The 25,086-nt window shown below is 68.4% G+C and carries 24 protein-coding genes; 9 read left to right on the top strand and 15 right to left on the bottom strand.

Going from position 1 to position 25,086, the window contains the following annotated elements; all coding sequences use genetic code 11:
• Positions 1–109 precede the first annotated feature (109 nt).
• On the top strand, positions 110–679 hold the full coding sequence (locus THSYN_RS01750) for a Uma2 family endonuclease (RefSeq protein ID WP_100917623.1): 570 nt from the start codon (positions 110–112) through the stop codon (positions 677–679).
• A 346-nt stretch (positions 680–1,025) separates the two neighbouring features.
• On the opposite strand, the gene glcF is transcribed toward THSYN_RS01750, so the two are convergent.
• Both glcF and glcE read right to left on the bottom strand, forming a co-directional pair.
• Positions 1,026–2,237 carry a glycolate oxidase subunit GlcF gene (gene glcF, locus THSYN_RS01745; RefSeq protein WP_100917622.1) on the bottom strand — a complete coding sequence of 404 codons (1,212 nt, stop codon included), beginning with the start codon at positions 2,235–2,237 and terminating at the stop codon, positions 1,026–1,028.
• 1 nt (position 2,238) lies between these two features.
• Positions 2,239–3,333, bottom strand: a complete 1,095-nt coding sequence (gene glcE, locus THSYN_RS01740; protein WP_100917621.1) for a glycolate oxidase subunit GlcE — start codon at positions 3,331–3,333, stop codon at positions 2,239–2,241.
• Between the two features lie 666 nt (positions 3,334–3,999).
• Between glcE and THSYN_RS01735 the strand changes: the two genes are divergently transcribed.
• The 4 genes from THSYN_RS01735 to THSYN_RS01720 all read left to right on the top strand — a co-directional run bounded on the left by THSYN_RS01735 (position 4,000) and on the right by THSYN_RS01720 (position 8,302).
• On the top strand, positions 4,000–4,281 hold the full coding sequence (locus tag THSYN_RS01735) for a cupin domain-containing protein (RefSeq protein WP_100917620.1): 282 nt from the start codon (positions 4,000–4,002) through the stop codon (positions 4,279–4,281).
• 73 nt (positions 4,282–4,354) lie between these two features.
• Positions 4,355–5,539: a formate-dependent phosphoribosylglycinamide formyltransferase gene (gene purT / locus THSYN_RS01730; protein ID WP_100917619.1), complete on the top strand. Its 1,185-nt coding sequence runs from the start codon at positions 4,355–4,357 to the stop codon at positions 5,537–5,539.
• 163 nt (positions 5,540–5,702) lie between these two features.
• A complete protein-coding gene (locus tag THSYN_RS01725) occupies positions 5,703–7,436 on the top strand; it encodes a caspase family protein (protein ID WP_100917618.1) in 1,734 nt (577 codons plus the stop codon).
• Positions 7,433–8,302, top strand: a complete 870-nt coding sequence (locus THSYN_RS01720) for an alpha/beta hydrolase (RefSeq protein ID WP_100917617.1) — start codon at positions 7,433–7,435, stop codon at positions 8,300–8,302. The genes THSYN_RS01725 and THSYN_RS01720 overlap by 4 nt, the downstream gene beginning before the upstream one ends.
• Before the next feature lie 348 nt (positions 8,303–8,650).
• On the opposite strand, the gene THSYN_RS01715 is transcribed toward THSYN_RS01720, so the two are convergent.
• The 9 genes from THSYN_RS01715 to THSYN_RS01675 form a co-directional block, all read right to left on the bottom strand.
• Positions 8,651–9,220 carry a formylglycine-generating enzyme family protein gene (locus tag THSYN_RS01715; RefSeq protein WP_216644662.1) on the bottom strand — a complete coding sequence of 190 codons (570 nt, stop codon included), beginning with the start codon at positions 9,218–9,220 and terminating at the stop codon, positions 8,651–8,653.
• 531 nt (positions 9,221–9,751) lie between these two features.
• On the bottom strand, positions 9,752–10,798 hold the full coding sequence (locus THSYN_RS01710) for a quinone-dependent dihydroorotate dehydrogenase (protein ID WP_100917615.1): 1,047 nt from the start codon (positions 10,796–10,798) through the stop codon (positions 9,752–9,754).
• A gap of 258 nt (positions 10,799–11,056) precedes the next feature.
• Positions 11,057–12,340: a phosphoribosylamine--glycine ligase gene (gene purD / locus THSYN_RS01705; RefSeq protein ID WP_100917614.1), complete on the bottom strand. Its 1,284-nt coding sequence runs from the start codon at positions 12,338–12,340 to the stop codon at positions 11,057–11,059.
• Between the two features lie 24 nt (positions 12,341–12,364).
• The gene (gene lpxA, locus THSYN_RS01700; RefSeq protein ID WP_100917613.1) at positions 12,365–13,174 is read right to left on the bottom strand and encodes an acyl-ACP--UDP-N-acetylglucosamine O-acyltransferase; all 810 of its coding nucleotides are present in this window, start codon (positions 13,172–13,174) and stop codon (positions 12,365–12,367) included.
• Positions 13,171–14,736 carry a bifunctional phosphoribosylaminoimidazolecarboxamide formyltransferase/IMP cyclohydrolase gene (gene purH, locus THSYN_RS01695; protein WP_100917612.1) on the bottom strand — a complete coding sequence of 522 codons (1,566 nt, stop codon included), beginning with the start codon at positions 14,734–14,736 and terminating at the stop codon, positions 13,171–13,173. Before purH ends, lpxA begins: the two co-directional genes overlap by 4 nt.
• 77 nt (positions 14,737–14,813) lie before the next feature.
• Complete coding sequence (locus THSYN_RS01690) at positions 14,814–15,146, bottom strand: helix-turn-helix domain-containing protein (RefSeq protein WP_100917611.1); 333 nt, start codon at positions 15,144–15,146, stop codon at positions 14,814–14,816.
• Entirely contained in the window at positions 15,143–16,165 is a 1,023-nt protein-coding gene (dusB, locus tag THSYN_RS01685) for a tRNA dihydrouridine synthase DusB (RefSeq protein ID WP_100917610.1), read from the bottom strand. The genes THSYN_RS01690 and dusB overlap by 4 nt, the downstream gene beginning before the upstream one ends.
• Before the next feature lie 228 nt (positions 16,166–16,393).
• Entirely contained in the window at positions 16,394–17,299 is a 906-nt protein-coding gene (prmA, locus tag THSYN_RS01680; protein ID WP_100917609.1) for a 50S ribosomal protein L11 methyltransferase, read from the bottom strand.
• Positions 17,300–17,481: 182 nt separating this feature from the next.
• Positions 17,482–17,916 (bottom strand): hypothetical protein, encoded by a 435-nt coding sequence (locus THSYN_RS01675; RefSeq protein ID WP_100917608.1) that lies wholly within the window; start codon positions 17,914–17,916, stop codon positions 17,482–17,484.
• Positions 17,917–17,975: 59 nt separating this feature from the next.
• Here THSYN_RS01675 and THSYN_RS01670 point away from each other — a divergent pair, with 59 nt between their 5' ends.
• The gene (locus THSYN_RS01670; protein WP_236848770.1) at positions 17,976–18,461 is read left to right on the top strand and encodes a MarR family winged helix-turn-helix transcriptional regulator; all 486 of its coding nucleotides are present in this window, start codon (positions 17,976–17,978) and stop codon (positions 18,459–18,461) included.
• A 280-nt stretch (positions 18,462–18,741) separates the two neighbouring features.
• Here the strand turns inward: THSYN_RS01670 and THSYN_RS37135 are convergent, their stop codons facing one another.
• Positions 18,742–18,933, bottom strand: a complete 192-nt coding sequence (locus tag THSYN_RS37135) for a 50S ribosomal protein L11 methyltransferase (RefSeq protein WP_418219901.1) — start codon at positions 18,931–18,933, stop codon at positions 18,742–18,744.
• 108 nt (positions 18,934–19,041) lie between these two features.
• Between THSYN_RS37135 and THSYN_RS01660 the strand changes: the two genes are divergently transcribed.
• From THSYN_RS01660 to THSYN_RS01650, 3 genes are all read left to right on the top strand, one after another.
• Complete coding sequence (locus THSYN_RS01660) at positions 19,042–19,257, top strand: AbrB/MazE/SpoVT family DNA-binding domain-containing protein (protein ID WP_100917606.1); 216 nt, start codon at positions 19,042–19,044, stop codon at positions 19,255–19,257.
• A complete protein-coding gene (locus THSYN_RS01655; protein ID WP_100917605.1) occupies positions 19,254–19,649 on the top strand; it encodes a type II toxin-antitoxin system VapC family toxin in 396 nt (131 codons plus the stop codon). Before THSYN_RS01660 ends, THSYN_RS01655 begins: the two co-directional genes overlap by 4 nt.
• Positions 19,650–19,964: 315 nt before the next feature.
• Positions 19,965–22,916: a COR domain-containing protein gene (locus THSYN_RS01650; protein ID WP_100917604.1), complete on the top strand. Its 2,952-nt coding sequence runs from the start codon at positions 19,965–19,967 to the stop codon at positions 22,914–22,916.
• Positions 22,917–23,036: 120 nt separating this feature from the next.
• Here the strand turns inward: THSYN_RS01650 and THSYN_RS01640 are convergent, their stop codons facing one another.
• The 3 genes from THSYN_RS01640 to THSYN_RS01630 form a co-directional block, all read right to left on the bottom strand.
• The gene (locus THSYN_RS01640; protein WP_100917602.1) at positions 23,037–23,885 is read right to left on the bottom strand and encodes a hypothetical protein; all 849 of its coding nucleotides are present in this window, start codon (positions 23,883–23,885) and stop codon (positions 23,037–23,039) included.
• Between the two features lie 235 nt (positions 23,886–24,120).
• The gene (locus tag THSYN_RS01635) at positions 24,121–24,552 is read right to left on the bottom strand and encodes a type II toxin-antitoxin system VapC family toxin (RefSeq protein ID WP_100917601.1); all 432 of its coding nucleotides are present in this window, start codon (positions 24,550–24,552) and stop codon (positions 24,121–24,123) included.
• On the bottom strand, positions 24,549–24,818 hold the full coding sequence (locus tag THSYN_RS01630; RefSeq protein ID WP_100917600.1) for a type II toxin-antitoxin system Phd/YefM family antitoxin: 270 nt from the start codon (positions 24,816–24,818) through the stop codon (positions 24,549–24,551). The genes THSYN_RS01635 and THSYN_RS01630 overlap by 4 nt, the downstream gene beginning before the upstream one ends.
• Positions 24,819–25,086: the final 268 nt, after the last annotated feature.

Raw genomic sequence — 25,086 nt, 5'->3', positions numbered from 1 at the left:
CTCCAAGGGCCGCTCCAACTCTGATCCGCTTGCCGATCCCGAGCATCCGTCCTAGGATGGCGGCTGGATGCCTACCCTTGGCACCGGCACATCTACGCAGGTTCCGATCATGCCCGCGACCGCGCAAGCACAGACCCGCCACTGGCTGTTCACCGTCGATGACTACCAACGCATGGGAGAAACCGGCATCCTGCGCGAGGACGACCGGGTCGAACTGATCGAAGGAGAGATTGTCAGCATGCCACCCATCGGCAGCCCCCACGGGGGCGGGGTCAAGCACCTGAATCGACTGCTGGCCCAAGCGGTCGGCGAGCGCGCCATCGTCGCGGTTCAGGACCCGGTGGTACTACGCCCCCGTTCCGAGCCCCAACCCGACATCGCCCTCCTGCGCCCACGCCCGGACTTTTACGCCCACTCGCACCCCGAGGCTGCCGACGTCCTGCTGCTGATCGAGGTGGCCGACAGCACGCTGCATTACGATCTGCATGTGAAGGTCCCACTCTATGCCCGGCAGGGCATCCCCGAGGTCTGGGTGGTCGACATCGCACACCGCAAGGTGCTGCGGTTCAGTCGACCGGAGGGCGGTACCTACCGGGACCACGGTCCCATCGATCTTCAGGCCCCAATCGCCCTGCCAGGGCTGCCGGGATGCTCGGTGCAACTCGCCGTGCTGTTTTGACAGGCGTCGCCATTCCGAGTGAAGTAGGGGACGTGCCACGATAAATCACCCACCTGCCCACCGTTAGGTCCGCGCAGTTCCGATTGGCATTGATGCGCCGGATGGCATCCAATGAATCCGGAGCGGCGGTCACGCTTCCCAGGACAAATTCATCGCTTAATCGAATCGGCAGCCGGGTGCGACGCGGCATCGCCCGCGCGGCCTTGATCATCGTTCCGGCCGGCGCGCACGGTCCGCACAGCGGACCCTACGGGAAGGCGCCGCGCCCGTAGGGTCCGCTGTGCGGACCAGCGACCTCGTCGTGACCGAAGTGGCCGGAACGATGATCGAGGCCGCCCGCGCCATATTAGCCCCCATCCAGCAATTCCAGCCAATGAACCACCGGCAACCGGCTCCCGGCCTCCAGGTGCAGTTGGCATCCGATATTGGCGGTGGCGATCAGTTCCGGGGCGCCGGACTCCAACGCGGCGACCTTGTTGGCCTGCAATTGCCGGGACAACACGGGCTGGGTGAGTGAGTAGGTGCCGGCGGAGCCGCAGCACAGATGGGGGTCGGGGACCGGGGTCAGGACGAAGCCGAGCCGGGTGAGGATGGACTCCGCCAGGCCCTTGATCTGCTGGCCGTGCTGGAGGCTGCAGGGGGCGTGGAAGGCGATGCGTCGGCCGCGGCCGGGGGTGCCCAGCGGGCTTAGGTCCGCCGCGGACAGCCACTCGGTGGGGTCGCGGGCCAGGGACGCGACCCGGGCGGCGCGCTCAGCATAGGCGGGGTCGTCCCGCAGCAGATCGCCGTAGTCCTTGACCGTGGCGGCGCAGGCGCTGGCGGTGATCAGGATGGCCTCGCAGCCGGACTCGATCGCGGGCCACCAGGCGTCGATATTGCGGCGCATGGCGTCCAGACCCTGGGCCTGGGCCCCGAGGTGATAGGCCAGGGCCCCGCAGCAGCCGGCCTGGGGGGCCTCGATCAGGTCCAGGCCGAGGCGGTCCAGGACGCGGGCGGCGGCGGCGTTGGTGAGCGGGGTGGCGATGGCCTGAACACAACCGGCCAGGGCCAGGACGCGACGGCGGCCCTGGGGCGCCGGCCAGTCCCCGGCGGGACGGGGCCGCGGGACCTTGGCGGCGAGCGCGGCGGGGAGCAGCGGCCGGACCAAACGACCGAGCCGCACCAGCGGGGCGAGGCGCGCCGGGTGGGGCACCAGGCCGACCAGGGCGGTGCGCAGCAGCCTTTGCGTCCAGGGGCGGGCGACGCGCTCGTCCACCAGGTGCCGGCCGATGTCGGCCAGGCGGGCATAGCGCACGCCGGATGGGCAGGTGGTCTCGCAGGATCGGCAGCCCAGGCAGCGGTCGAGGTGCCCCTGGGTGATGCGGGTCGGGGTCTGACCCTCCAGGACCTGCTTGATCTGGTAGATGCGACCGCGCGGCCCGTCCAGTTCATCGCCCAGCAGTTGGTAGGTGGGGCAGGTGGCGGTGCAGAAGCCGCAATGCACACAGCTGCGCAGGATGGCGTCCGCCTCGCGGCCCGCGGGGGTGGCGAGGAACTGCGCAAGTATCTGGGTCTGCACGTCAAAGCTCCGGGTACAGCCGCCCGGGGTTCAAGATACCCTGGGGGTCGAAGGCGTGTTTGAGGTTGCGGTGCAGTGCCATCAGCGGCTCCGGCAGGGGTTGGAAGACCGCGCCGGTGCGCTCGCCACCCCGAAACAGGGTGGCGTGTCCGCCAACGGGGGTGACCAGGGCGCGGATGACGGCGGGCGGGGCGGCGCTGCGCAGCCAGCGCTGGGTGCCGTTCCACTCCAGGAGTTGGGGGCCCGGCAGGTCCAGCGATGGAATGGCCCGGGGGAGGCCGATCCGCCACAGGGGCAGGTCCCCACCGAAGAATCCGTGCTGCTGCTCGCGGACCTGTCCGGCCCAGAAGGCCGTGGCGTCCGCGTCCGGCAGGGGCTCGCCGCCGATGACGGAGCACGCCGCCCGAACCCCCTGCGCGGCGCCGGCCAGTCGCACCCAGAGGCGCCCGCCGTCGCCGCTGTCCGCCCAGCAAGTGGCGGTGATGGGCAAGGGTCTGGCAGCCCAGCGGTTCATCAGGTCCAGGGCCTGCGCCTGGTCGCACCCCTGCACCAGGGTCGCCGTGCAGGGCGGGATGGGCATGACCTTGAGGCTCAGGTCCAGGAGCACCCCGAGCGTGCCATAGGCCCCGACCATGAGGCGGGAGCAGTCGAAGCCGGCGACGTTCTTCATCACCTCGCCGCCGAAGCGCAGGACCTCGGCCCGGCCGGTCAGTACCCGGGCGCCCAGCACCAGGTCCCGGGCGGAACCGGCGTAGGGGCGGGCGGGCCCGGAGAGTCCGCAGGCGATGGTGCCGCCCAGGGTGGCGCCGGCCCCCAGGCGCGGCGGCTCGAAGGGGAGTTGCTGGCCCGCCGCGGCGAGCACGGCCTCGATGGTATCGAGCCTGGTCCCGCCGCGGGCGGTGATGACCAGCTCCTTGGGCTGATAGTCGATGATCCCGGCGTGCCCGCACAGTGCCAGGGGTTCGCCCGTCGTCACCCGACCGAGGAAGGTCTTGGTGTCGGCGCCGCGCAGCGCCAGGGGGCGGCCAGCGTCAGCCGCGGCGCGCACGCGCTCGGTCAGTTCGCCCTGCAAGTCTTGATTCCGGTCGGCGGTCATACGCGCTGGTTACCCCTGAGGTCGGCCTGGATGGGACGAGAGACTGTTTGCACAGGTCCTCAATGGGAGGCACGCGGCCGGTTTACAACCACCAGGGCTGGTTTACCTGGTCATGTTCCTGGCTTGAGATTTGGGTGAAATCATGGCCCTCAGGGCCCAGCCCCGAGCGACCAGCGGTGCGCCGCCGCATAGCGCGGGACCTGTCCGTCGCGCCCGCGAGCGAGGACGAACTCCCGGGCCTCCCACTCCACCGTCAGACCCCAATCCAACGACGCAGTAACGCGAAACCTGCGCGAGGAAATGCAGCGTCAGGTGCAGATCCAGCGGATGGGCGGCGCGGACGCCGTGCGGGATCAGCGGCCTGGCCTGTGCCGCCAGGGCCTGTGCTGTCGCCGGGTCCGGCCACAGGCCAAAAAACCAGCGCTCAGACATCAGTCGGTCCTGGCCCCTCGAGCCGCTATTCTTGCTTAAGGTCCGCGCGCTGACCGGCCTTGCGCCCGTGCGCGCGGGATCGGGGCACCGCGGCTCAGGCTCCACTGCCGGCCGGGCGCCAGACACACCGCTCAGGGGGCACAGGGAGCGACCGGCAGGGGCGGAAAGTGGCAAAGTCGCGGCGGCATCGTCACAATCAAGGGCCCGCACCCCGCAAGCCTGGAGAAACATGCAGTGGACGACCTGGAAATCCTGGTGGAACATAAGCCATCGCCTGCCAAACTGGAGGTGATCGGGGTCGACGGCTGGCCGCTCTGGCGCGGGGAGCCGGGCGTCCTGCCCTGGCGCTATACGAGGACCGAGACCTGCTATGTCCTGCGCGGCCGCTTCCTGGTCACCCCCGAGGGCGGCACACCCCAGGCCTTCACCCGCGGCGACCTGATCCGCTTCCCGGCCGGGCTCGCCTGCACCTGGGAAATCCAGGAGGCGGTGGAGAAGCAGTATCGGTTGGATTGAGCCGCGCCGCCGGGCGGTGCAAGCGTCCGAAGCCGGCCACGCAACACCCCGAATGACTTAGAGAACAGCCCCCATGCCCACCATCGGAACCCCCTTTACCCCCACCGCCGTCAAGGTCCTGCTGTGCGGCGCCGGCGAACTCGGCAAAGAAGTCGTCATCGAACTGAAACGCCTCGGGGTCGAGGTCATCGCCTGTGACCGCTACCCCCATGCCCCCGCCATGCAGGTCGCCGATCGCGCCTACAGCTTCTCCATGCTGGACGGGGCCGAACTGCGGCGGGTGATCGAACTGGAGCGCCCGGACTATGTGGTCCCGGAGATCGAGGCGATCGCCACCGATACCCTGGTCGCGCTGGAGTCCGAGGGCTTCACCGTGATCCCCAGCGCCCGCGCCGCGCGCCTGACCATGAACCGGGAGGGCATCCGCCGGCTGGTGGCCGAGGAACTGGGCATCCCCACCTCCCCGTACCGCTTCGCCGACACCCCGGAGGAGTTCGGCATCGCGCTCGCCGACATCGGCCTGCCCTGTGTGGTCAAGCCCATCATGAGCTCCTCCGGCAAGGGCCAGAGCCTGGTCCGCTTCCCCGAGGAGATCGGCGACGCCTGGGACTATGCCCGGGGCGGCGGGCGCAGCGGCGCGGGGCGGCTCATCGTCGAGGGCTTCATCCCCTTCGACTACGAGATCACCCTGCTCACGGTGCGCCACCGCGACGGCACCAGCTTCTGCGAGCCCATCGGGCACCGCCAGGAGGACGGCGACTATCGCGAATCCTGGCAGCCCCAGCCCATGACCGACGCCGCCCTGGCGCGCGCCCGGGAGATTGCCGGTCAGGTGACGCAGGCCCTGGGCGGGCGCGGCATCTTCGGCGTGGAGCTGTTCGTGCGCGGCGAGGAGGTCATCTTCAGCGAGGTCTCGCCGCGCCCCCACGACACCGGCATGGTCACGCTGATCTCCCAGGACCTGTCCGAATTCGCGCTGCACGCCCGCGCCATCCTGGGCCTGCCGATCCCGGCGATCCGCCAGCTCGGCCCCGCCGCCTCCGCCGCGATCCTGGTCGAGGGCGAGTCCGACCGGCCGCGTTTCGGCAACCTCGCCGCCGCCCTGGCTGAACCGGGGACGGACCTGCGCCTCTTCGGCAAGCCCGAGGTCCGCGGACGGCGGCGGATGGGGGTCGCCCTGGCCCGCGGGGCGGACATCGAAGAGGCCAAGGCCAAGGCACTGCGGGTCGCGGCGCAGGTGCAGGTCAGCCTGGATTGAGGGTTCGGCCGCGGGTATTCGACAAGTAGCCGCGGTTTGCAGAGGATCAGGAGTCCGAGGTTTCAACCTTGGCGGCGGTCTCCCGACGGCGGCTGAGCCCGGCGGGGCGCGGCGCCGTCACGCACTTGTGCCAGCATCTAAACGGACAAGGGGAGTGAGCAGCATGAACAAGGCCGCCATCGTCATTGGTGTCAACAGGACCGGCAACCTGCCGGTACTCGCCGCGGCCGTGACAGGGGCCGTCAAGGTGGGCGATTGGCTCCGCCGGGAGGGCTTTCACGTCGAGAAGTGTCTCGATACCCGAGGCCCCGTCACCGCAGCGGACCTTTTTCAGAAGATCGCCGAACTGGTCGACCAGGGGACCCTGGAGCAATTGGTCGTCTATTTCTCCGGCCACGGCTTCCTCAACAACGGCTCCGAGCACTGGATGCTGTCCGGCGCGCCCGCTGACCCCAATCAGGCGGTCAGCCTCGCCGAAAGCGCCCTGCTGGCCCGCGAGTGCGGCATCCCCAGCGTCGTCTTCATCTCCGATGCCTGCCGCTCCGTACCGCAGGATCTCAGGGCCGACCGGGTCCGGGGCAGCCTGATCTTTCCCAATCAAGGGGCCGCCGCGGGCGTCGAGGTCGAGGTCGACCGGTTTCTTGCCACCCTGCCCGGCGATCCGGCCCTGGAGATGCCGCTGCCGGACAGCGCCGGGCAATTTGAAGGCATCTACACCACCTGCTTCCTCAAGGCCTTCCAGCAGCCGGACCCGGACATGATCCGGACCCTGTCGGTCGAGGGCAAGACCGTCCGGGTCGTACCGAACCGCGGCCTCAAGGCCTACCTCAGGCGCGAGGTGAACCAGCTCGCCCAGGACAAGGCGATCCGGCTTCGACAGTTGCCGCAGTCAATCGTGGAGTCCGGTGAAGCATGCTATTTGGGCCGCGTGGCGCCGCGCCGCAGCGCCGCCGCCAGGGGCTTAGCCGCGCCGCCGATGCCGACGGTATTGAGCGTCACCGACGTGGCGCGCTTTGAACTGCGCCGCAGCGCGGAGAACGGACCGGCGGCCGCGTCTTTCTCCATCGCAATGCAGGACACGCCGGCGCGTTCCGCATTCGACGCCTCGCTCGCGGTGATTGAACGCGCGGACGCGCCGGGCCACTTCGAGACCCAAACCGGTTTCGCCGTCGTCGGGGCCGAGGTCGCAGCAGTCCACGGGATCGGTGTCGGCGCCGAGGTGGTGACCCCGGGCGGCCCAGGCGCTCCCGCACTGGTGCGGGTCCACCCCGGCGCGCGGCCGACGGGCAGCCTGATCCTGCGCTTCGCCGATGGGAGCGGGACCCTGCTCGCGACGCTGAACGGGTTCGTCGGGAGCCTGGTCGTCGATGGCGGGCGCGTCATGAGCCTGAGCTATGTCCCCGCGGACAACAACTGGCGCTGGGCCGATTATCAACAGCAGCGCCCGCGCCTGGAGCGCCTGCGCGCAGTGGTCGCCGCCGCCGCCGGTCTGGGCGTCTTCCAGTTGGACCGGGACCGGGCCGCCGCCATGGCGGACGAGATCCGTTATTTGAAGTGCATCGACCCCAGCCTGGGACTCTATGCCGCCTACGCCTACTCGGACGCCGGCCTGCGCGAGCGCATCCGCTCGGTGCAGGAGTACCTGCGCGGGGATCTCGGCGCCGACCTCTTCGACATTGCCATGCTGGCGGGCACCCTGTCCGGCAGGCCCGCGGGGGCGGTACCGGGCTGCCCCATGCTCACCCAGGGCTGGGGTTTGCTGCGGGTCAAGGGCGTGCACTTACCGCTGGCCCTCGCCGCGGCCGGCGAACACTTGCGGTCCGCCCTGTGGACGACCTTCGAGTCCGCGGGGATGGACATCATCGAGGCGGCCTTTCACCAGGGGGAACTGACATGAGACTCGTCTTCATTCATGGGCGTAGCCAGCAGGGCAAGGACCCTTTGGCACTCAAGCACGAATGGCTGGGGGCACTGAATAAAGGGCTCGCGCAGAACGGCCTGTCCCTGCCCGCCGCCGTCGAGGTCCGGCTGCCATTCTACGGCGATCGGCTCGATGCACTCACCAAGGCATCCGCGGTGCCCCTCACGGACGACCTCAATACCCGCGGGGGTGCGGCGGACGCCGACTTCCTGGCCTTCGAGGCGGCGATGGCCGAGGCCCTGCGCCAAGGCGCCGGTATCACCGACCAGCAGATCAATGCCGAGTACGGCGCCAACCCCAAGCCGAAGGGACCACAGAACTGGGAATGGGTGCAGGCGATCTTCCGCGCGCTCGACACCCACACCCCGGGAATCAGCGACAAGGTCCTGGAAGCCTTCACGCGCGACGTCTATCTCTACACGAGCCGCGCCAACGTCAAGAGCGAGATCGACAAGATCGTCGCCGCGGACCTGACCGACACCGAACCGATGGTCGTGGTCGGCCACTCGCTGGGATCGGTGGTCGGTTACAGCGTGCTGCGCGAGGACCCGCGAGCGCTCAAGGTGCCGCTCTACCTCACCGTCGGCTGCCCGCTCGGCTTGCGCCCGATCCGCGATCAATTCAAGCCGCTCAAGTTCCCCACACCCGCCAGAGCCTGGTACAACGCCTACGACGACCGGGACGTGGTGGCCCTCTACCCCCTGGACAAGAAGAACTTCCCGGTCACCCCGGCGGTGACCAACTATGGCAAGGTCAAGAACCATACCGACAACCGCCATGGCATCGTCGGCTATCTGGATGATCCGAAGGTCGCCCTGGCGATCTATGAGGCGCTGACCTGAGGGGGCGAGCGTCCTGGAGTCCAAGGCTTCAGCCTTGGCGCGGCGCCCAAGGCTGAAGCCTTGGACTCCAGGCGCCGTTGCAGTCACTACGCGGCAGCAGCAACCGGAGGTCGAGGCTTCAGCCGGTGGCGCACCCTGAGCCGACCGAAAGGAAGCGAGGGCACGCGGCGGGGACCGGCTGAAGCCTCGACCTCCGGTCCCTGCCCCACTTGAGCACGAGTGAACCCCGCAGCGAGGGGTACAGCCGCGGATTCCGGCCCTACGACCTGGTTGAGGCCGGGGAAAACCGCGCGGCGCGCGGGGAAGAGTGAACAGAGGATCAGTGGCCAGTGGTCAGTGATTCAGTGGTCAGTGAATGGGGGGGACGCACAGGACACGCAAACCAAGGTCGTCGTAGCGGCCGTGCGGACCGACGCCGCTGCGGTCGCCCGCGCGCGCCTCGTGCCGGGTGCCGCTCCAAGAGCCGCCGCGCACCACCCGCGACCCGGTTTTCGCCGGTCTCCTGTCCTGGCGTTGTGAATATTGGTTCCTGCACCACTCACGAACGTTTCCGCAGAGGTCGTAAACACCCTGCCGGCTGCGTCCGCCTGGATAGACCCCTACCGCGGTGGTACGCCCAATCCCGGCCTCATAGGTGTTTGCGACCCCGTCCCGCCACTCGGACCCCCAGTGCCGGGCGCTCTTGGCCGCCCACTGCCACTCCCACTCGTCGGGCAGCCGCACCTCATGACCCAGCCGCGCGCTCAGCCAGCGGCAGAAGGCCGTCGCGTCATGCCAGGAGACGTGATCCGCCGGGTAGCTCGCGTAGGGCCGTTGTTGTCGCCCGGGTTCCGACGCTTGCGTGAGTCCTACCCACCAGCGGGCATCCTGATAGCCGTCTGCGGCGTCGAGAAAGGCCCGGTACTGGGCATAGGTCACCGGATAGGCGGGGAAGGAGTACGACCAGTTCCACGGCGGCCTCTTCGCCCGCACTCTGCCGGTGCAGCCGATTGAGCCATTCCTCGCCCCAAAAGGCGTCCAGCAGAAAGGCCCGGCGCTGGCTTGGATCGTTCCAGCAATCCAGGCCCAGCAGGAGTGACTTGAACTGCAAGAACCCGTGGCGGTCCAGCGGCATTGCGGTGTGCTCGTCGAAAACCAGGTTCTTTCAAGCGTAACACGGAGGCGCCTGAAAGGGTCCCAGCAAACTGTTGGTGCCGTGCGGCTGTTGTATAGCGGCATCGGCGCGCCCCTCACCGCTTTATGCGTGCGGCCGCTCCCGGATTCCGTTGCGCTCCATCCGGGCTACGGGGAGGTCGCGGCGAATACCCGCCCGGTCTGCTGCGCGGTGTCACGCGTAAGCGGGACGGCCTCAAGAACCGCTGGCCATTGCGTTGGGGGCGGCGGCCCGCCGAGACAGCGCCCGCTTACGGCTGAAGCCGCGAGCCGCGGCGCGCAATCCCGGCGGGCCCGTCAGCCTCGGGGCAGCCCCCGCAACAGGGAGCGCACCCATCTGGGCCCCCCGTAGATGAGCCCGGTATAGACCTGCACCAGGTCGGCCCCGGCGGCGAGCTTGGCCCGCGCGTCCGCCGCGTCCATGATGCCGCCGACACCGATCAGCACCGGCCCCGCCCCGAGCGCGGTCCGCACCGTCTGGAGCAACTGGGTGCTGCGCGCAAACAGGGGTCGGCCGGAGAGCCCACCGCTCAAGCTGGCGGTGGGACTGGTCAGCCCCGCAAAGTCAATGCTGGTATTGGTCAGGACGAGCCCGGCGCAGCCCGCGTCCAGGGCGGCCCGGGCACAGTCGATGGCGTCGCCGTCGGTCAGATCCGGTGCCAGCTTCAGCAGCAGGGGCCGGGGGTTCGCGAGGCGCTGATTGGGGCCCTGGATGGCGGCGACGATGCGCCGCACCTCGGTCACCGTCTGGAGTGCCCGCAGCCCCTCGGTGTTCGGGCTGGAGAGATTGACCACCACATAGTCCGCCAGTGCGCCCAGGCGCTCGAAACTCTCGCGATAGTCCGCCGCCGCCTGTTCGGCCGGGGTCACCTTGGACTTGCCCAGGTTCACACCCAAGGGTACTCGCGGCAGGCCGCGCGCGCGCAGCCGTTCCAACTGCACCTGCATGGCCGCGGCGCCCGCGTTGTTGAACCCCATGCGATTGACGATGGCCTGGTCCGCGGGCAGGCGAAAGAGCCGTGGCCGCGGGTTGCCGGGCTGGGGCCGGGCGGTGACGGTGCCGACCTCGATGAAGCCGAAGCCCAGCCGCTGCCAGGCCGGGACCGCCTGCGCCTCCTTATCGAGGCCGGCCGCGAGCCCGATGGGATTCGGGAACTCGAGCCCCATCAGACGCGGGGCCAGGTCGGGCCGTCGCGCCGGGTCCCGGTCCGGCAGGCGCCCGTCGAAGACCCTGGACCAGCGCCCGAGCAGCGCGAGCGTGAGCCGGTGAGCCAACTCCGGGTCGAGGCGGAAGATGAGCGGTCGGAGCAGGCGCCAAAGGTCGGGAGGTTCTTCGTTTTTCAATTGGATATCTGTTCGTGTTCCCGCTGCACCGGCGTGGGCGCAAGTCCCGGTAGATCGGCGTCGCGCACGCGACGGTTAACCCCAAAAAGAGTATTTGGCCGCAAATGAACGCAAATAAGCGCAAATAAATCTATCGGTTAGCATCGTCGCGGGCGTCACCCGGACGGTGAACATGCAGCAAAGGCCAAGTCTCTGATTATTTGCGTCAATTGGCGTTCATTTGCGGCTAAACTGCATTTTTTCGGGTTAAGGATTGACTCACGCCTCCCGCGCAATGGCCCGATAGCCGATATCGGTGCGGTAATAGCAGTCCGGCCAGTGGATGCGCCGCACCCCGCGGTAGGCGCGCTCCTGGGCCTCGCGGGCGGTCGCGCCCAGCGCGGTGACACACAGCACCCGGCCGCCCGCGGTCAGGGTCTGGTCGGCGGCGCGGCGCGTGCCGGCATGGAAAACCTTGACGTCCGGGTCATCCTGGTCCGCCAGACCGCTGATCGGCAACCCCTGTGCGTAGGTGTCCGGATAGCCGCCGGCGGCCATGACCACGCCGAGCGCGACCCGCGGGTCCCAGTCCGCTTGGACCTGATCCAGGCGCCCGTCCAGGGCGGCGAGGCACAGGGCCACCAGGTCCGAGCGCAGGCGCAGCAGGATGGGCTGGGTCTCGGGGTCGCCGAAGCGGCAGTTGTATTCCAGGACCTTGGGGGTGCCGTCCGGCCCGATCATCAGGCCCGCGTAGAGGAAGCCGACATAGGGCATCCCCTCGGCCGCGAGCCCCGCCAGGGTGGGGGCTATGACCTCGCGCATCACCCGGTCGTGGAGCGCCGGCGTGACCACCGGTGCCGGGGAATAGGCCCCCATGCCGCCGGTGTTGGGGCCGCGGTCGCCGTCGTCGCGCGCCTTGTGGTCCTGGGAACTGGCCATCGGCAGGCAGTGGGTGCCGTCCGCCATGACGATGAAGCTCGCCTCCTCGCCGGTCAGGAACTCCTCGATCACGACCCGCGCCCCGGCGCACCCGAAGCGCCCGGCCCCCAGCATGTCGCGCACCGCCGCCTGGGCGGTCGCCAGATCCTGGGCCAGGATCACCCCCTTGCCGGCCGCGAGCCCGTCGGCCTTGACCACGATGGGCGCCCCGACCTGATCCAGATAGGCCAGGGCCGGTGCCACCTCGGTGAAGACGCCATAGGCGGCCGTAGGGATCCCGTGACGCGCGAGGAAGGCCTTGCTGAAGGCCTTGGAGCCCTCCAGTTGGGCGGCCGCCCGGCGCGGGCCGAAACAGGGCAGTCCCGCGGCAGCGAAGGCGTCCACCACCCCGGCCACCAGCGGTACCTCGGGGCCGACGATGGTGAGGCCGATGCCCTGGTCCGTGGCGAACTGCACCAGGGCGGGGAGGTCATCCGCGGCGATCGGCACGTTCTCCACCCCCGGCTCCAGGGCGGTGCCGCCATTGCCGGGGGCCACGAAGACGCGCCGCGCGAGCGGCGATTGGGCGGCCTTCCAGGCGAGTGCATGTTCACGGCCGCCGCCGCCGATGATGAGTATCTTCATAACGATCTCTGTCTTTGTGAGAGATTATTCGGTTCCCCTCGTGCCCGCCGCCGGACGTGCCGCGAATGAGATGAGGCCCCGCCGGCTCGACTGGATGAATTGGACGAGTTGGTCGGTTTCCGGGCCCGGGTGCTCGGTCGCGGCCTGGAGCAGGGCCTCGGCCTGGCGCAGCCCCGAGCGGAAGACCAGCCGGTAGACGGCCTTGATGCGGTTGCGGGCCTCCTGGGTGAAGCCGCCGCGGCGCAGGCCCACGACGTTGAGGCCGACGAGGCGCGCCCGGTGCCCGTCCGCCAGCGCGAAGGGCGGCACGTCCTGGGCGACGCCGGTCAGCCCTCCCACCATGGCATAGGAGCCGATCCGGCAGAATTGATGCACCGCCACCGCTCCAGAGATAAAGCAGTGGTCCTGCACCTCCACATGGCCAGCCAGACCGGCAGTGTTGGCGAAGATGTTGTGGTCCCCCACCACGCAGTCGTGCCCGACGTGTGTATAGGCCATCCAGTAATTGTGGCTGCCGATGCGGGTGCCCTCCGCGGACTTGATCCCGCAACTGATATTGACCCCCTCCTTGAAGTGATTGTGGTCCCCGATGACCAGGGGGCGCGCCCGTGCCGGGTCGAAGCTCAAATCCTGGGCCTCGGCGCCCAGGGTGGCCCCGTGGCAGACGCGATTGAAGGCGCCCAGGCGGGTCGGCGCAAAGATACGCACGCAACTCTCGATCCGGCACCCCTCCCCGATCTCGGCCCCCGCCTCGATGATCGACCAAGGGCCGACGCTGACCGTTTCATGGACCAGCGCGCCGTCCTCGATGATCGCGGCCGGATGTACGCTCAATGACGGAAGTGCCGCATCCCGGTAAAGATCATGGCCATGCCGTGCTCGTCCGCGGCGGCGATGACCTCCTCGTCGCGCATGGAGCCGCCGGGCTCGATGACGGCGGTGATGCCCGCCGCGGCGGCGGAGTCGATGCCGTCGCGGAAGGGGAAGAAGGCGTCCGAGGCCATGACCGACCCCTTTACCGTCAACCCCGCGAGCTCCGCCTTGATGGCGGCGATGCGCGCCGAGTTGACCCGGCTCATCTGCCCAGCCCCCACGCCGATGGTCATGCCGTCGCGGCCATAGACGATAGCGTTGGACTTCACTGACTTGGCCACGCGCCAGGTGAACAGCAGGTCCGCCAACTCCTGCGCCGTCGGCTCGCGCCGGGTCACGGTGCGCAATGAGTCGATCAGCGTGAGATCCGCGTCCTGCACCAGGAGCCCGCCGTTGACCCGCTTGAAGTCCAGCCGCGCGCCCGCCGCGGCGGACCATTCGCCGCATTCGAGCAGGCGCACGTTCTTCTTCGCCGCCACCGCCGCCGAGGCCGCCGCCGAGACCCGCGGGGCCACGATCACCTCCACGAACTGGCGCTCGCAGATGACCCGCGCCGTCTCACCATCGAGTTCCCGATTGAAGGCGATGATGCCGCCGAAGGCGGACTCGGGGTCGGTGCTGAAGGCACGCTCATAGGCATCGAGCAGGCTGGTGCCGATGGCCACCCCGCAGGGGTTGGCGTGTTTGACGATGACGCAGGCAATGCCCTCGTCGAATTGCTTGACGCACTCGATGGCCGCGTCCGTGTCGGCGATATTGTTATAGCTAAGCTCCTTGCCCTGCAGTTGGCGGGCCGTGGCGACGGAGGCCTCGGTCGGATTGCGGCCGACGTAGAAGGCCGCCTGCTGATGGGGGTTCTCGCCGTAGCGCATCCCCTGGCGCTTGTGGAACTGGAGATTGAAGGTGCGCCCAAAGCCCTCGGCCTTGCCCTGCGGGTGCTCGATCACCGCCCCCAGGTAATTGGCGATGGCCCCGTCATAGGCGGCGGTATGCTCGAAGGCCTTGACCGCCAGGTCGAAGCGGGTGGCGTCATCGACGCCGCCGGTTTCCGTCAACTGCGCCAGCACCCGCGGATAGTCCGCCACATCCACCAGCACCGTGACGCCCGCGTGATTCTTGGCCGCAGCACGCAGCAGGGTGGGGCCGCCGATGTCGATATTCTCGATCGCCGTGGCAAGATCGCAGCCGGGTTGGGCGACCGTTTCCTCGAAGGGGTAGAGGTTCACCACCACCAGGTCGATGGGCGCGATCCCATGTTCGGCCATCACCGCCTCATCGGTCCCGCGGCGCCCCAGGATACCCCCGTGGATCATCGGGTGCAGCGTCTTGACCCGCCCCCCCATCATCTCCGGAAAGCCCGTGTAGTCCGAGACCTCGGTCACCGCGATCCCCGCTTCACCGAGCAGCCGCGCGGTCCCCCCGGTGGAGAGGATCTCGACCCCCAGCGCCGCCAGCCCCCGCGCCAACTCCACCACCCCGGTCTTATCCGAAACACTGATCAACGCCCGTCGTATCGCTTGCATAGACTGAAATCCCGCCTGGCCACAGAGACCAAGTAAAAGGTTTTACACCTAGTAAAATCGCCCAGCGGGCGATTTTACTAGCGGTTGATGGAGTAGTGCGTCAGGCGCTTGCGCAAGGTGCTGCGGGTGAGCCCCAGCATGCGCGCGGCCAGGGTCAGGTTACCCCCGGCGTGGCGCACCACCGTCTCGAACAGTGGGCGCTCCACCTCCTCGATGACCAGCCGATGCAGGTCGACGACCCGGTGCCCGTCCATATTGTGCAGATAGGTCGCCAGGGCGTCCTGCACGCACTTGCTCAGCGGATCGGCGCGATCCGCCTGGACCACCTGAAAATCGCCGCCGGGCACTGTCGCAGGCCCTGGGTGTACCGGCTCCGGGGCCAGAGTATCGTCCGTAACCGCTGTCGTCATGCCGCCTCATCCTCCCGCTCGGGGTGTTCGTTGAAGAAGGCCATAACCTTCCGTCGCTGGTCCAGCGTGCTGTCCGACCGATTGACGGAGTCTCTGAAGACCGCGGCCCCGGGGAGGCCGCGACAGTACCAGGCAATGTGTTTGCGCGCGATCCGCACCCCGGCCCAGGTCCCGTAGAAGTCATAGAGCCCCGTCAGGTGCTCCAGGAGCAGGTCCCTGATCCAGTCTCGCGGGGGCTCGGTCGGGATGGCGCCGGTGGCCAGATACGCGGCGATGTCGCGGAAGATCCAGGGGCGTCCCTGGGCCGCGCGCCCGATCATGATAGCATCGCAACCGGTGGAGTCCAGCACGCGCCGGGCCGCCTGGGGGGAGTCGATATCGCCGTTGGCGATCAACACAATGTCCACCTGCGAGCGGAGGTTGCGGAGCGTTTCGTGTTCGGCCGGCGTGGCATAGTTGCAGGCGCGGGTGCGTCCGTGGACCGCGAGCGCACTGACCCCGCACTCGCGGGCGAGACGGGCGACGGCCAGCGCGTTGCGCTCCCCGGGGGACCAGCCGGTGCGGATCTTGAGTGTCACCGGGGCGGGCGCGGCCGCCTGCACCACGGCGCTCAAGATGCGCCCCACCAGCAACTCGTCGCGCAGCAGCGCCGAGCCCGCCGCGACCCGGCAGACCTTCCGGGCCGGGCAGCCCATATTGATGTCGATGATCTGGGCGCCGTGGCCAAGGTTGACGCGCGCCGCCTCGGCCATCGCGCCCGGGTCGGTGCCCAGGATCTGCACCGAGACGGGTCCCGCCTCCCCCGCGAAGTCCAGGCGCCGGACCGATTTCACCGAGCCGCGCAGACTGGTGTCGCAGGAGACCATCTCAGACACCGCAAGCGCGGCGCCGAAACGTCGGCACAGGGCGCGATAGGGGCGGTCGCTGACCCCCGCCATCGGTGCCAGGACCAGGTTGTTGGCGAACCGGTAGGGGCCGATCACGAAGGGCCGCGGCGGCGCCGGGGGTGCCGGGGTCATCCAAAAATCCACAGATGAACACAGATGAACACAGATTTTCTTCCGATTGTCATGCGCTTATCGCTATTGTTGCAATCACCCGCAAGGTGAGCCCCCGACCAAGCGTAAGTCAATGAATAATCTGTGTTCATCTGTGTTCATCTGTGGACGACTGCTCTTTCCAGGGTCATTGGGGCCGCACCCTGAAGCCGGGCGGCGGCGCGGCCGGCCGGTGCCCGCGGCGGGTGGTCAAGGGCATGGCCCGGCGCGCCGGGTACCCGCAATGAGTGCCCAGCCCTCGCGCAACTGCACCGGGGCCAGGTCCAACTGCCCCGCATAGGCCGCGCACACCCCCGGTACCTGTTCGGCCAGGACCCCGGAGAGGACCAGCCGGCCCCCGGGGGCCAGGGCCGCGAGCAGCCGCGGCGCCAGGTCCACCAGGGGGCCCGCCAGGATATTGGCGACGACGCAGTCCACCGGCAGGCGCGCCGCGACCCCCGCCAGTTCATCCGGCAGGCACAGCGTCAGGCCGTCCGCGACCCCATTGGCGGCGGCGTTGGCCGCAGTCGCCTCGATCGCCTGGGGGTCGTGGTCCACCGCGATCACCGCGGCGGCCCCGAGCTTGAGCGCGGCGATGGCCAGGATGCCGGAGCCGCAGCCGTAGTCGAGCAGCGTCAGCCCCCGCAGGTCGGCCCCGTCCAGCCACTCCAGGCACAGGGCCGTGGTCGGGTGATGGCCGGTGCCGAAGGCGAGCCCCGGGTCCAGGTCCACCACCACGGCGTCCGGGTCCCCGGCCGGCTGGCCCACCGGGCAGACCCAGAGTCGGCGGCCGAAGCGGGTCGGGCGGAAGTCCTCCAGCCAGACCCGCTCCCAGGCGCGATCGGCGATCTGCTCGATCAGCGGCGGTGTCAGGCTCAAGGCGGCCAGGGACGCGGCCAGGGTCTCCACCTGTCGCGCGCCGTCCGCATCGTCCGCGAACAGGGCGCGCAGCCGCACCGCGGCCCACAGGGGCATGGCCCCTGGCGGGGGTTCGAGTTGCGGGTCATCGCCCGCGTCGCCCAGGGTCACCGCCAGGGCCCCGGCGTTCTCCAGGGCCGCCTCCAGCAGCGGCGCCTGGTCCTGGTCGACGGTGAGTGAGAGTTGCAGCCAGGGCATAGGGGAGCGCTCGGGGACGGGGGCGGATAGGATACCGCCCTGCCGCGGTACGCTCCAGCGGCCGGCGGTCTGCTGGGTGCGATCAGAACTGATGTGGTGAGGGAGATCCCGGGTACGTTGTCGTAATCGAATAATCCGACCACGATTACGACAACGACAACGGTGCAGTGGCAGCGATCTTGTCAGGTGGCGCGCGGGCGCAGCCGCAGACCATCACGCAGATTCAGACCGAGCAGCGCGATATTGACGGCGCCGGCGATCAGTTCGAGCGCCTGGACGGCGTAGAAGGGCCAGTCGAACTCGCCCGCCTGGGCCTTGAAGGACAGAAAGAGCGCGCTTGGGATCAGGATCAGCAGTCCGTTTGCGGCAATGAAGGGCATGCGTCGGCGCTTGCGCGCGATCAGTGCCCCGGAGCGCTGACGCCCGAGCGCGAAGCCAGACCCGCCGGCCGCCGCGAGGGCCGGGATCAGGAGCAGAAAGCCCCACGGGATGGCGGTCTTGACGGCGACCACGGTCGCCGTCGCGCCGAACGTTTCGGCGAGGATCGTGGCCATCCAGAAGGTCAGGATGGTCAGCAGCGCGAGCACGCCGGCGACGGGGTGAAGGCGTTTCAACATGGATGCGGCTCCGTCTGAGGGTGAAAGATAGCGTGCTATATAACATTGCATTCCAAGCTATGCAAGTGTTAGCGTGGGGCATGGGCTTCAACAAAGACGACTCGGCGGGCTATCTCGCCAACCATCTGGCGCGCCTGTTCGCGCGCGAGCTTCAGTTGCGAATCAAGCCATTAGGTCTTAGTACCGGGACCTTTCCGGCACTGTTGGTACTGTGGGAAGGCGACGGCCTGACCCAGCGCGAGCTGATCGAGCACCTGGACATCGAGCAGCCGACCATGGCCAACACCCTGGCGCGCATGGAGCGCGACGGGCTGATCGAGCGCCGCAAGGACCCTGCCGACGCCCGGGCGCAGCGCATCTGGCTGACCGCGGCGGCGCGCGCACTGGAGGGCCTGGCGACGGCGGCGGCCGAGGCGGTGAACAAAAAGGCACTGGCAGGGCTCGCGCCCGCCGAGCGCGCCATCTTCTTGGGGCTGATCCGCAGGGTTATCGCTGGTCTGCAAGTGGAGCCGACCGCGACGCGAGGGCAGGACGGCGCGGCCTGAGCCATTGCGCCGTCGGGGGCGATCGGTCCCTCCAAGGGACATCGAGGGGCAAAGAAATCGCGGTGACGCAGGCCCGTGGGGTGGACGAGCGGGAGCGAAGTCCACCGAACCGCACGCCGCTGGTGGACTGCGCGGCGCTTGTCTACCCTACGTGCTTGTACGCGTAGGGTGCGCCGCGCGCACCGCGGCGGCGGCCAAGACGCTCGCCACATGAAAGTTCCTTGTGGGAGCGGCCTCCGGCCGCGCCGCGGCGCCGCGGCGAACTCCGATGCCGCGCTGCTCACGCGACCGGCTGGCCCACCGGGCAGACCCAGAGCCGGCGCCCGAAGCGGGTCGGCCGGAAGTCCTCCAGCCAGACCCGCTCCCAGGCGCGATCGGCGATCTGCTCGATCAGCGGCGCCGTCAGGCTGAGCGCCGCCAGTGAAGGACATAGGGGGTGCTCGGGGAAGGAGCCGACGGGATACCGCCGCACGGCGGTGGGCTCCAGCGACCGACAGTCCACTCCAGGAGCCGCGGGCGCCCGCATCGACTACACTGCGACCTACCAAACCCATCGATCGACGCCGCAAGAGATCGCGCCATGGAAACCACAACCTTATCGACCAAGTATCAACTGGTCCTGCCGAAGGCGATCCGGGAGTCACTGAATCTCAAGCCGGGACAGCGGTTCATGGTCCGTGCATGCGAACACGGGATTGAACTGGTCCCATGCGAGCCGGTGTCCGCGTTGCGCGGCTTTCTGGAGGGGGCCGACACCGGTCTCGACGACATCCGCACCCGGGAAGACCGGGTATGAACCTGCTCGACTCCTCCGGCTGGATCGAGTATTTCGCCAACGGCCCCAATGCCGGGCACTTTGCATCGGTGGCGACCGCAACCGCCACCTTGCTGGTGCCGACCATCGTGCTGCACGAGGTCTATCGCTGGGCCGAGCGCGAGGGGGGCGAGTCGGCGGCCAACCGTATCATGCTCGCGATGCAGGAGGGCGCGGTCGTGGTGTTGGATGCGGACCTCGCCATCGCGGCGGCACGCCTGGCCCGTCGGCACAAGCTGCCGACCGCCGACAGTATCATCTACGCCACCGCACAGTCCCGTGGGGCCACCGTCTGGACCCAGGATGACGACTTCGAGGACCTGCCGGGGGTGCGCTATTTCGCCAAGTCCCCTCCTGGTCGACCCAAGATGTAGGGTAGTGTCATGACCGTGCCAAGATAAAGGTGAGACCTGTTGCATGCTTGCAGCGCGGACGACTTGTTTGAACAGTCCGAGATCCTGGCGTTGCCGCTGTGGGTCTCGACAAGCGCATTGTCGGCAAGGGTGAACCGCCTTTTGAACCCGATCGGGCGCGGCCGATACCCAGGTCCGGGCCTACGTCGCCGCAGGCGCTCGGAACGCTTGGCCGGCTGGATCGCTTGATACGCATCGACGGCGAGCCCCGGAGCTTGCCGACGGGCGCGGAAGGATCGGTCGGATTCGCTGTCGGACACTGAGGGGATTCGCGACATGACGAGAGAATCGACGCTGCGGACTGTTGCCCCGGACGAGCTGCCGGGCCTGCTGGCGGGGCTCGACGCCGAGGAGACGATCGGCCTGGCACTGATCGGACCGCGCGTCTGGCGCGTCCTGCTGGACTACTGGCCCAAGGGGCTGCAGGGCCATCTGGTGTTTCAACTGACCGGCAATCTGTCCGGGCTGCCCCGTGAGCTGTGGCGGCTGGGGCGGCTGCAAGCTCTCGCTTTGTGGTCGCTCGGCCTGCAAGACGCGGACGCCGCCGCGATCGCTGAACGCCTCGGCCACCTCACCTCGCTCGATCTCCGCGGCAACCAGGTGGGCGAGACTGGCGTCTGGGCGATCGCCGAGCGCCTCGGCCAACTGACCTCGCTCGATTTGGGTAGCAATCGCGTGGGCCAGCGAGGCGCCCGCGCGATCGGCGAGCGCCTCGGACAGCTCACGTCGCTCAATCTCAGCGTCAACAAGGTGGGCGATGTCGGCGCCCGGGTGGTCGCCGAGCGCCTCGGCCAACTCTGCTCGCTCGATCTGGGCCAAAACCAGGTGAGCGATCTCAGCGCGCGGGTGATCGCCGAGAGACTTGGTGGACTTACGTCACTCGATCTGTGGGACAACCCGGTGGGCGATGTCGGCGCCCGGGTGATCGCCGAGCGCCTCGGCCGGCTCGTTCGGCTCCGTTTGAGCGCTACCGATCTGGGTGATGAAGCCGTCGCGGCCGTAGGGCAACATCTGAGTCGCCTCGACATCCTCGACCTAAGATTGAATGCGCGGATCAAGACGATCGCTCCGCTGGCGCATCTTCCACTCTCGAGGCTGAACCTGGCAGGAACCGGCGTGACGGACCTGTCGCCGCTAAAGGGGCTAGCCCTGTCCGGGCTGCAGGTCAAATGGTCCGATAGCATGTGGGAGGGACCGGGCATCTATGTGAAGGACTGCCCGCTGACCCATCCGTCGCCCGAAGTCGTTCAGCAGGGACCGGAGGCCGTGCTCAACTACTTCCGTGAGATCGAAGCCCAAGGCACGGATCGGCTCTTCGAGGCCAAACTGCTGATCGTCGGCGAGGGCGGGGCCGGAAAGACCAGCCTGCTGCGCCGCCTGTTCCTGCCCGAGATGGACCTGCCCGCCGAGGACGAGACCACCCGCGGCATCGCCATCCACCGCCATGAATTCCCGATCGCCGACGGACGCAGCTTCCGGCTCAACGCCTGGGACTTCGGCGGCCAGCAGATCTATCACGCCACGCACCAGTTCTTTCTGACCAGGCGCTCGCTGTATGTGCTGGTCGACGATACGCGCAGCGACCACCACTCCATCCATGACGAGGGCTTCAAGTTCTGGCTGGAGGTGGTCGAGACGCTCAGTGAGGCAAGCCCACTGCTGATCTTTCAGAACGAGAAGGCCGGGCGGAGCAAGCAGATCGACGAGGCGGGCATCAAGGGGCGCTTTCCCAATGTGCAGGAGGTCCACCGGGGCAACCTGGAGCATCCGGGGACGGCGGACGGCCTGCTCCAGGCGGTGGAATACTTCGCCCGGCGCCTGCCGCACATCGGCGAGGACGTGCCGGCCAAGTGGGTCGCGATTCGCCGGGACCTGGAGGAGTTGGCGCAGTTCCGGCCTTATATCTCGCTGGATGAGTATCTTGCGCTCTACGGGCGCCATCTCACAGTGGACCGCGAGAAGGCGCTGATGCTGAGCCAATACCTGCACGACCTGGGCGTCTTCCTGCACTTCCGGGAGCCGCGGGAGTTGCGCCGAACGGTGTTCCTGCAGAACCAGTGGGTAACGGATGCGGTGTTCCGCATCCTGGACGACGAGCAGGTGAAGGCACGGCGAGGCCGGTTCACGCTGGCCGACTGCGACCGCTTGTGGTCTGACCACGGCTACGCGGACAAGGACCTGGAACTGCGTGCCCTCATGGCCCGGTTCGAGCTCTGCTATCGCCTGCCGGACGCCGACCCGGAGACCTGGCTGGCCCCGCAACACCTGTCGCCGTCCAAGCCGCCCGAATTGAGCGATTGGGCCAGGACCGGCGACCTGATGCTGACCTATCGCTACGCCTTCCTGCCCCGCGGACTGGTGAGCCGGCTCATCGTGCGGATGCACCGTTTCGTCAGGCAGCCGGACCTGTGCTGGTCGCGCGGGGCGCTGTTCGAGCACGACGGGACGGCGGTGCTGGTGGAGACGACCGCGCGCGGCAACGAGATCGCGCTACGCGGGCGGGGTCCGGAGCACAAGGCGCTGCTCTGCGTCATCGCGAGCGACCTGGATGCGCTCAACGACAGCTTCCCGGGGCTCAAGGCAAAGGTCGGCAAGTGGGTGCCGTGCGGCTGCCGGACCTGTGCGGGGCTGACGGAGCCCGCGATGTTCGCGCAGAAGGAGTTGATCGAGCGCAAGGCGCGGGGCAAGCGGACCATCGAGTGTCCCAAGCCGCCCGATTACGCCGACGTCGAGGTGCTCGCACTGCTCGACGGGCTGGAGCCTGCGCGGTGGCCGGAGTGGGCGCGCGAACCGGCGGCACCCGATGCGCCCTTTGCCGTCGCGGTGTCGTTCCCTGGCGAGCATCGGGGCCTGGTGCTGGAAGTCGTCGAGCGTCTTGCCGCCGTCCTCGGACGCCACCGGGTCTTCTACGACGCCTGGTACGAGGCCCGGCTGCTCGGCAGCGGCGGCGACCTGAAGCTCCAGGAGTGCTATCAGCAGGCCGAACTCGTCGTGCCCTTCTTCTCTAAACACTACGCCAAGCCCTGGTGCGCGCTGGAGTGGGAAACAATCCGCGGTATTCTGCTGACCCGCCGCGCTGATGATGCCGTGATCCCGGTCCATCTCGACGACACCGCGATCCCCGGCTGGCCAGCCGTGGGCTTCGGGATCAAGCCCAAAGGCCGAACGGCCGAACAGATCGCGGGACTGATCCTGGAGGCCTACCGACTGCGCCATCCGGACCGGTGATGGAGGCCGGCAGGGTGAACAAGCGGGAGCGAAGTCCACCGAACCCCGCGCCGCTGCTGGTGGACTGCACTGCGCTTGTCCACCCTACGCCAAGGGTCCGAGCCATTGCGCCTGGTGGTGCTAGTGGGGTGGCTGCGCGTATTGCCCAGGGAATGGATCAGCACTCTTGCGACGGCTGATTTCCCGCTCGGTCCAGGGCCAGGTGGACCCGGCCTCGTCGAAGAACGCGACCCCGATCACGCCCACATTGCGACCCTCGCCCTTGAGTTCGGCATAGGAATTGGACACGGCACCGAAACGGAATGCGGCCACGCTGTCCGCGCTGCGGCGAAAGCCGTCGATCTGCAGGCTGGCGCCTGGCGCGAGCAGGTATCCGCGCTTCGCGTAAGACCCCGGGCGACCATCCAGCACGTCGAGTCCGTCTACCGTCGCCACGACCTCCACACGATTGGCGGTGGGGTTCTTGACCTCAATGACATACCGCTGACCGTTCTCTCCCACCACGTAGGTCCGCCCGCCCGCGCGCACGCTGGGCAAGGGAACGCCCTTGCCGTCCAGCAGACGGACCGCAAGCCGACTGTCCGCGTCGGTAAAGACGTTGTCGACAGAGTCCGGTCGCCGGCCCGACCCGATCATGGCGGCGACGCCCGCCCGGTCATTGTAATAGAGCGACAGGACGGCCACGGGACACGCCGGTGTCCGGCGCGTGAACTGGACCTGGTTGACGCGGCTATCCCGATCCTCGCCCCACAGGGTGCCGAGCCCCGGGCGGGGCGCCATGGTCGGCGTCGGTGCGCCGCGGTCTCCGTCGGCAACAGCGGTTGCGCTCGACGGGGTCGCCGACGCGGCGGCGCGGGCTGCTTGCGGTTGTTTGCCGGTGAGCGGCGGGCCGGCCTGTTGCGCCGTTCCCCCGCCGCATCCGGCCACCAGCAAAGCCAAAAGAAAAACGTATTTTTTCAATCGCCTCATGGGTTCCTCCATCATGCCTGGGTCGAACGCTGGGAGCGCCGCACCCCAGTGCGGCGCGGCCTCGCGGGCGACCGCGACGCTGCGTGCTGCGGGTAGGCCGCGCCGCACTGGGGTGCGGCGCTCCCAGTGGCCGGAACGATGATCAAGGCCCGTGCGCCTTATCCACCCGAGGGGCGATTTGGCCGGCTACATCACTCTCGATTGCACCCCAGTCACCAGACCTCGAGCCGGGTCCCTAATCCCTTGCCAAAGTCAACATTCCCAGCACCTTGGCAGCCTTTTCCAGACGGGTATCGAAACAGGCGAAATGCAACTCCTCCCCGGCCGCCTCCTGCAAGATGCGGGCGGCGGCAAGTTGCACACTGTCGTAACCGCGCAAGGCAAAGAGATCGGCATAGTCACCGGCCAGCTCCACCAAGGGTTGCGTCACCTCGACGATCGCATAGTCGGACCAGTCGGTGCGCAGCCGCTTGCGTACCGCATCGATCGGCCGCGCATCGGGCGGGCTCTCGCGCACGCGGCGCGCCAAGGCCGCCATGGTCTCGGCCCAGGCGATCCGGCAGACCGCGATGGCGGGAGCCGCCGCCGCGAGCGCCATCATCAGGTCGCTGGAATCCTCCCTCAGGTACAGCTTGACCAGCGCGGAGGTGTCGCAGAACAGGATCAACCGCGATCCTCCAACACCATCGGGCCAACCGCCGCCACACCCTCCGTCAGTCCCAGGGGTGGCGCCAATTGGGGCTTGCTGCCGTTCCAAGACAAGGCGCCCGCGGCGATCAGACCGCGCAATCCGCCGTCTCCCGCCGACGCCGCAATGCCGACGATGCGTGCGATCGGTCGGTTGTGCGAGGTGACCGTGATGACCTCACCCGCTTGGACGCGCAGCAGTACCCGGGACAGGCTGGCCTTCAGTTCACGAACGGCGATAGGCATGGTGGGACCCCTGGATGTAGTCTAGTCACATCATAAGGTGCGCTAGGGATAATGTGACCCTGATTTCAGCGGGGGCGGTTGCAGGCCACCGGGGAATCGCTCCCTGTTCGTCGTGTCAGGGGCTCGGTGCGGGGGTGCGAGCATGGCCCGCGACCGTTGTGGGGCCGAAGTGACCTCGAGCGCGCGTGCACAGTGGCCCTCTTGGATTCTGCGCCCCGGGCAGCGGATTATCGGCATAATCGCTCGGCATGGGCACAGGAAGCCTTGC

It is taken from the genome of Candidatus Thiodictyon syntrophicum (genome assembly GCF_002813775.1).
Taxonomy (GTDB): Bacteria; Pseudomonadota; Gammaproteobacteria; order Chromatiales; family Chromatiaceae; genus Thiodictyon; species Thiodictyon syntrophicum.
Note: the sequence above shows the minus strand (reverse complement) of the source record. Positions and strands in the feature narration are given on the sequence as shown.

Bases quoted from the DNA above. Each gene is read 5' to 3' on its own strand.
- THSYN_RS01670 (WP_236848770.1), top strand. From the start codon at position 17,976: ATGCAAGTGTTAGCGTGGGGCATGGGCTTCAACAAAGACGACTCGGCG.
- THSYN_RS01675 (WP_100917608.1), bottom strand. From the start codon at position 17,916: ATGTTGAAACGCCTTCACCCCGTCGCCGGCGTGCTCGCGCTGCTGACC.
- THSYN_RS01690 (WP_100917611.1), bottom strand. From the start codon at position 15,146: ATGACGACAGCGGTTACGGACGATACTCTGGCCCCGGAGCCGGTACAC.
- THSYN_RS01725 (WP_100917618.1), top strand. From the start codon at position 5,703: ATGAACAAGGCCGCCATCGTCATTGGTGTCAACAGGACCGGCAACCTG.
- dusB (WP_100917610.1), bottom strand. From the start codon at position 16,165: ATGACCCCGGCACCCCCGGCGCCGCCGCGGCCCTTCGTGATCGGCCCC.
- THSYN_RS01655 (WP_100917605.1), top strand. From the start codon at position 19,254: ATGAACCTGCTCGACTCCTCCGGCTGGATCGAGTATTTCGCCAACGGC.
- THSYN_RS01660 (WP_100917606.1), top strand. From the start codon at position 19,042: ATGGAAACCACAACCTTATCGACCAAGTATCAACTGGTCCTGCCGAAG.
- prmA (WP_100917609.1), bottom strand. From the start codon at position 17,299: ATGCCCTGGCTGCAACTCTCACTCACCGTCGACCAGGACCAGGCGCCG.
- THSYN_RS01650 (WP_100917604.1), top strand. From the start codon at position 19,965: ATGACGAGAGAATCGACGCTGCGGACTGTTGCCCCGGACGAGCTGCCG.
- purD (WP_100917614.1), bottom strand. From the start codon at position 12,340: ATGAAGATACTCATCATCGGCGGCGGCGGCCGTGAACATGCACTCGCC.
- purT (WP_100917619.1), top strand. From the start codon at position 4,355: ATGCCCACCATCGGAACCCCCTTTACCCCCACCGCCGTCAAGGTCCTG.
- THSYN_RS01640 (WP_100917602.1), bottom strand. From the start codon at position 23,885: ATGAGGCGATTGAAAAAATACGTTTTTCTTTTGGCTTTGCTGGTGGCC.
- THSYN_RS01720 (WP_100917617.1), top strand. From the start codon at position 7,433: ATGAGACTCGTCTTCATTCATGGGCGTAGCCAGCAGGGCAAGGACCCT.
- purH (WP_100917612.1), bottom strand. From the start codon at position 14,736: ATGCAAGCGATACGACGGGCGTTGATCAGTGTTTCGGATAAGACCGGG.
- glcE (WP_100917621.1), bottom strand. From the start codon at position 3,333: ATGACCGCCGACCGGAATCAAGACTTGCAGGGCGAACTGACCGAGCGC.
- THSYN_RS01750 (WP_100917623.1), top strand. From the start codon at position 110: ATGCCCGCGACCGCGCAAGCACAGACCCGCCACTGGCTGTTCACCGTC.
- THSYN_RS01630 (WP_100917600.1), bottom strand. From the start codon at position 24,818: ATGCCTATCGCCGTTCGTGAACTGAAGGCCAGCCTGTCCCGGGTACTG.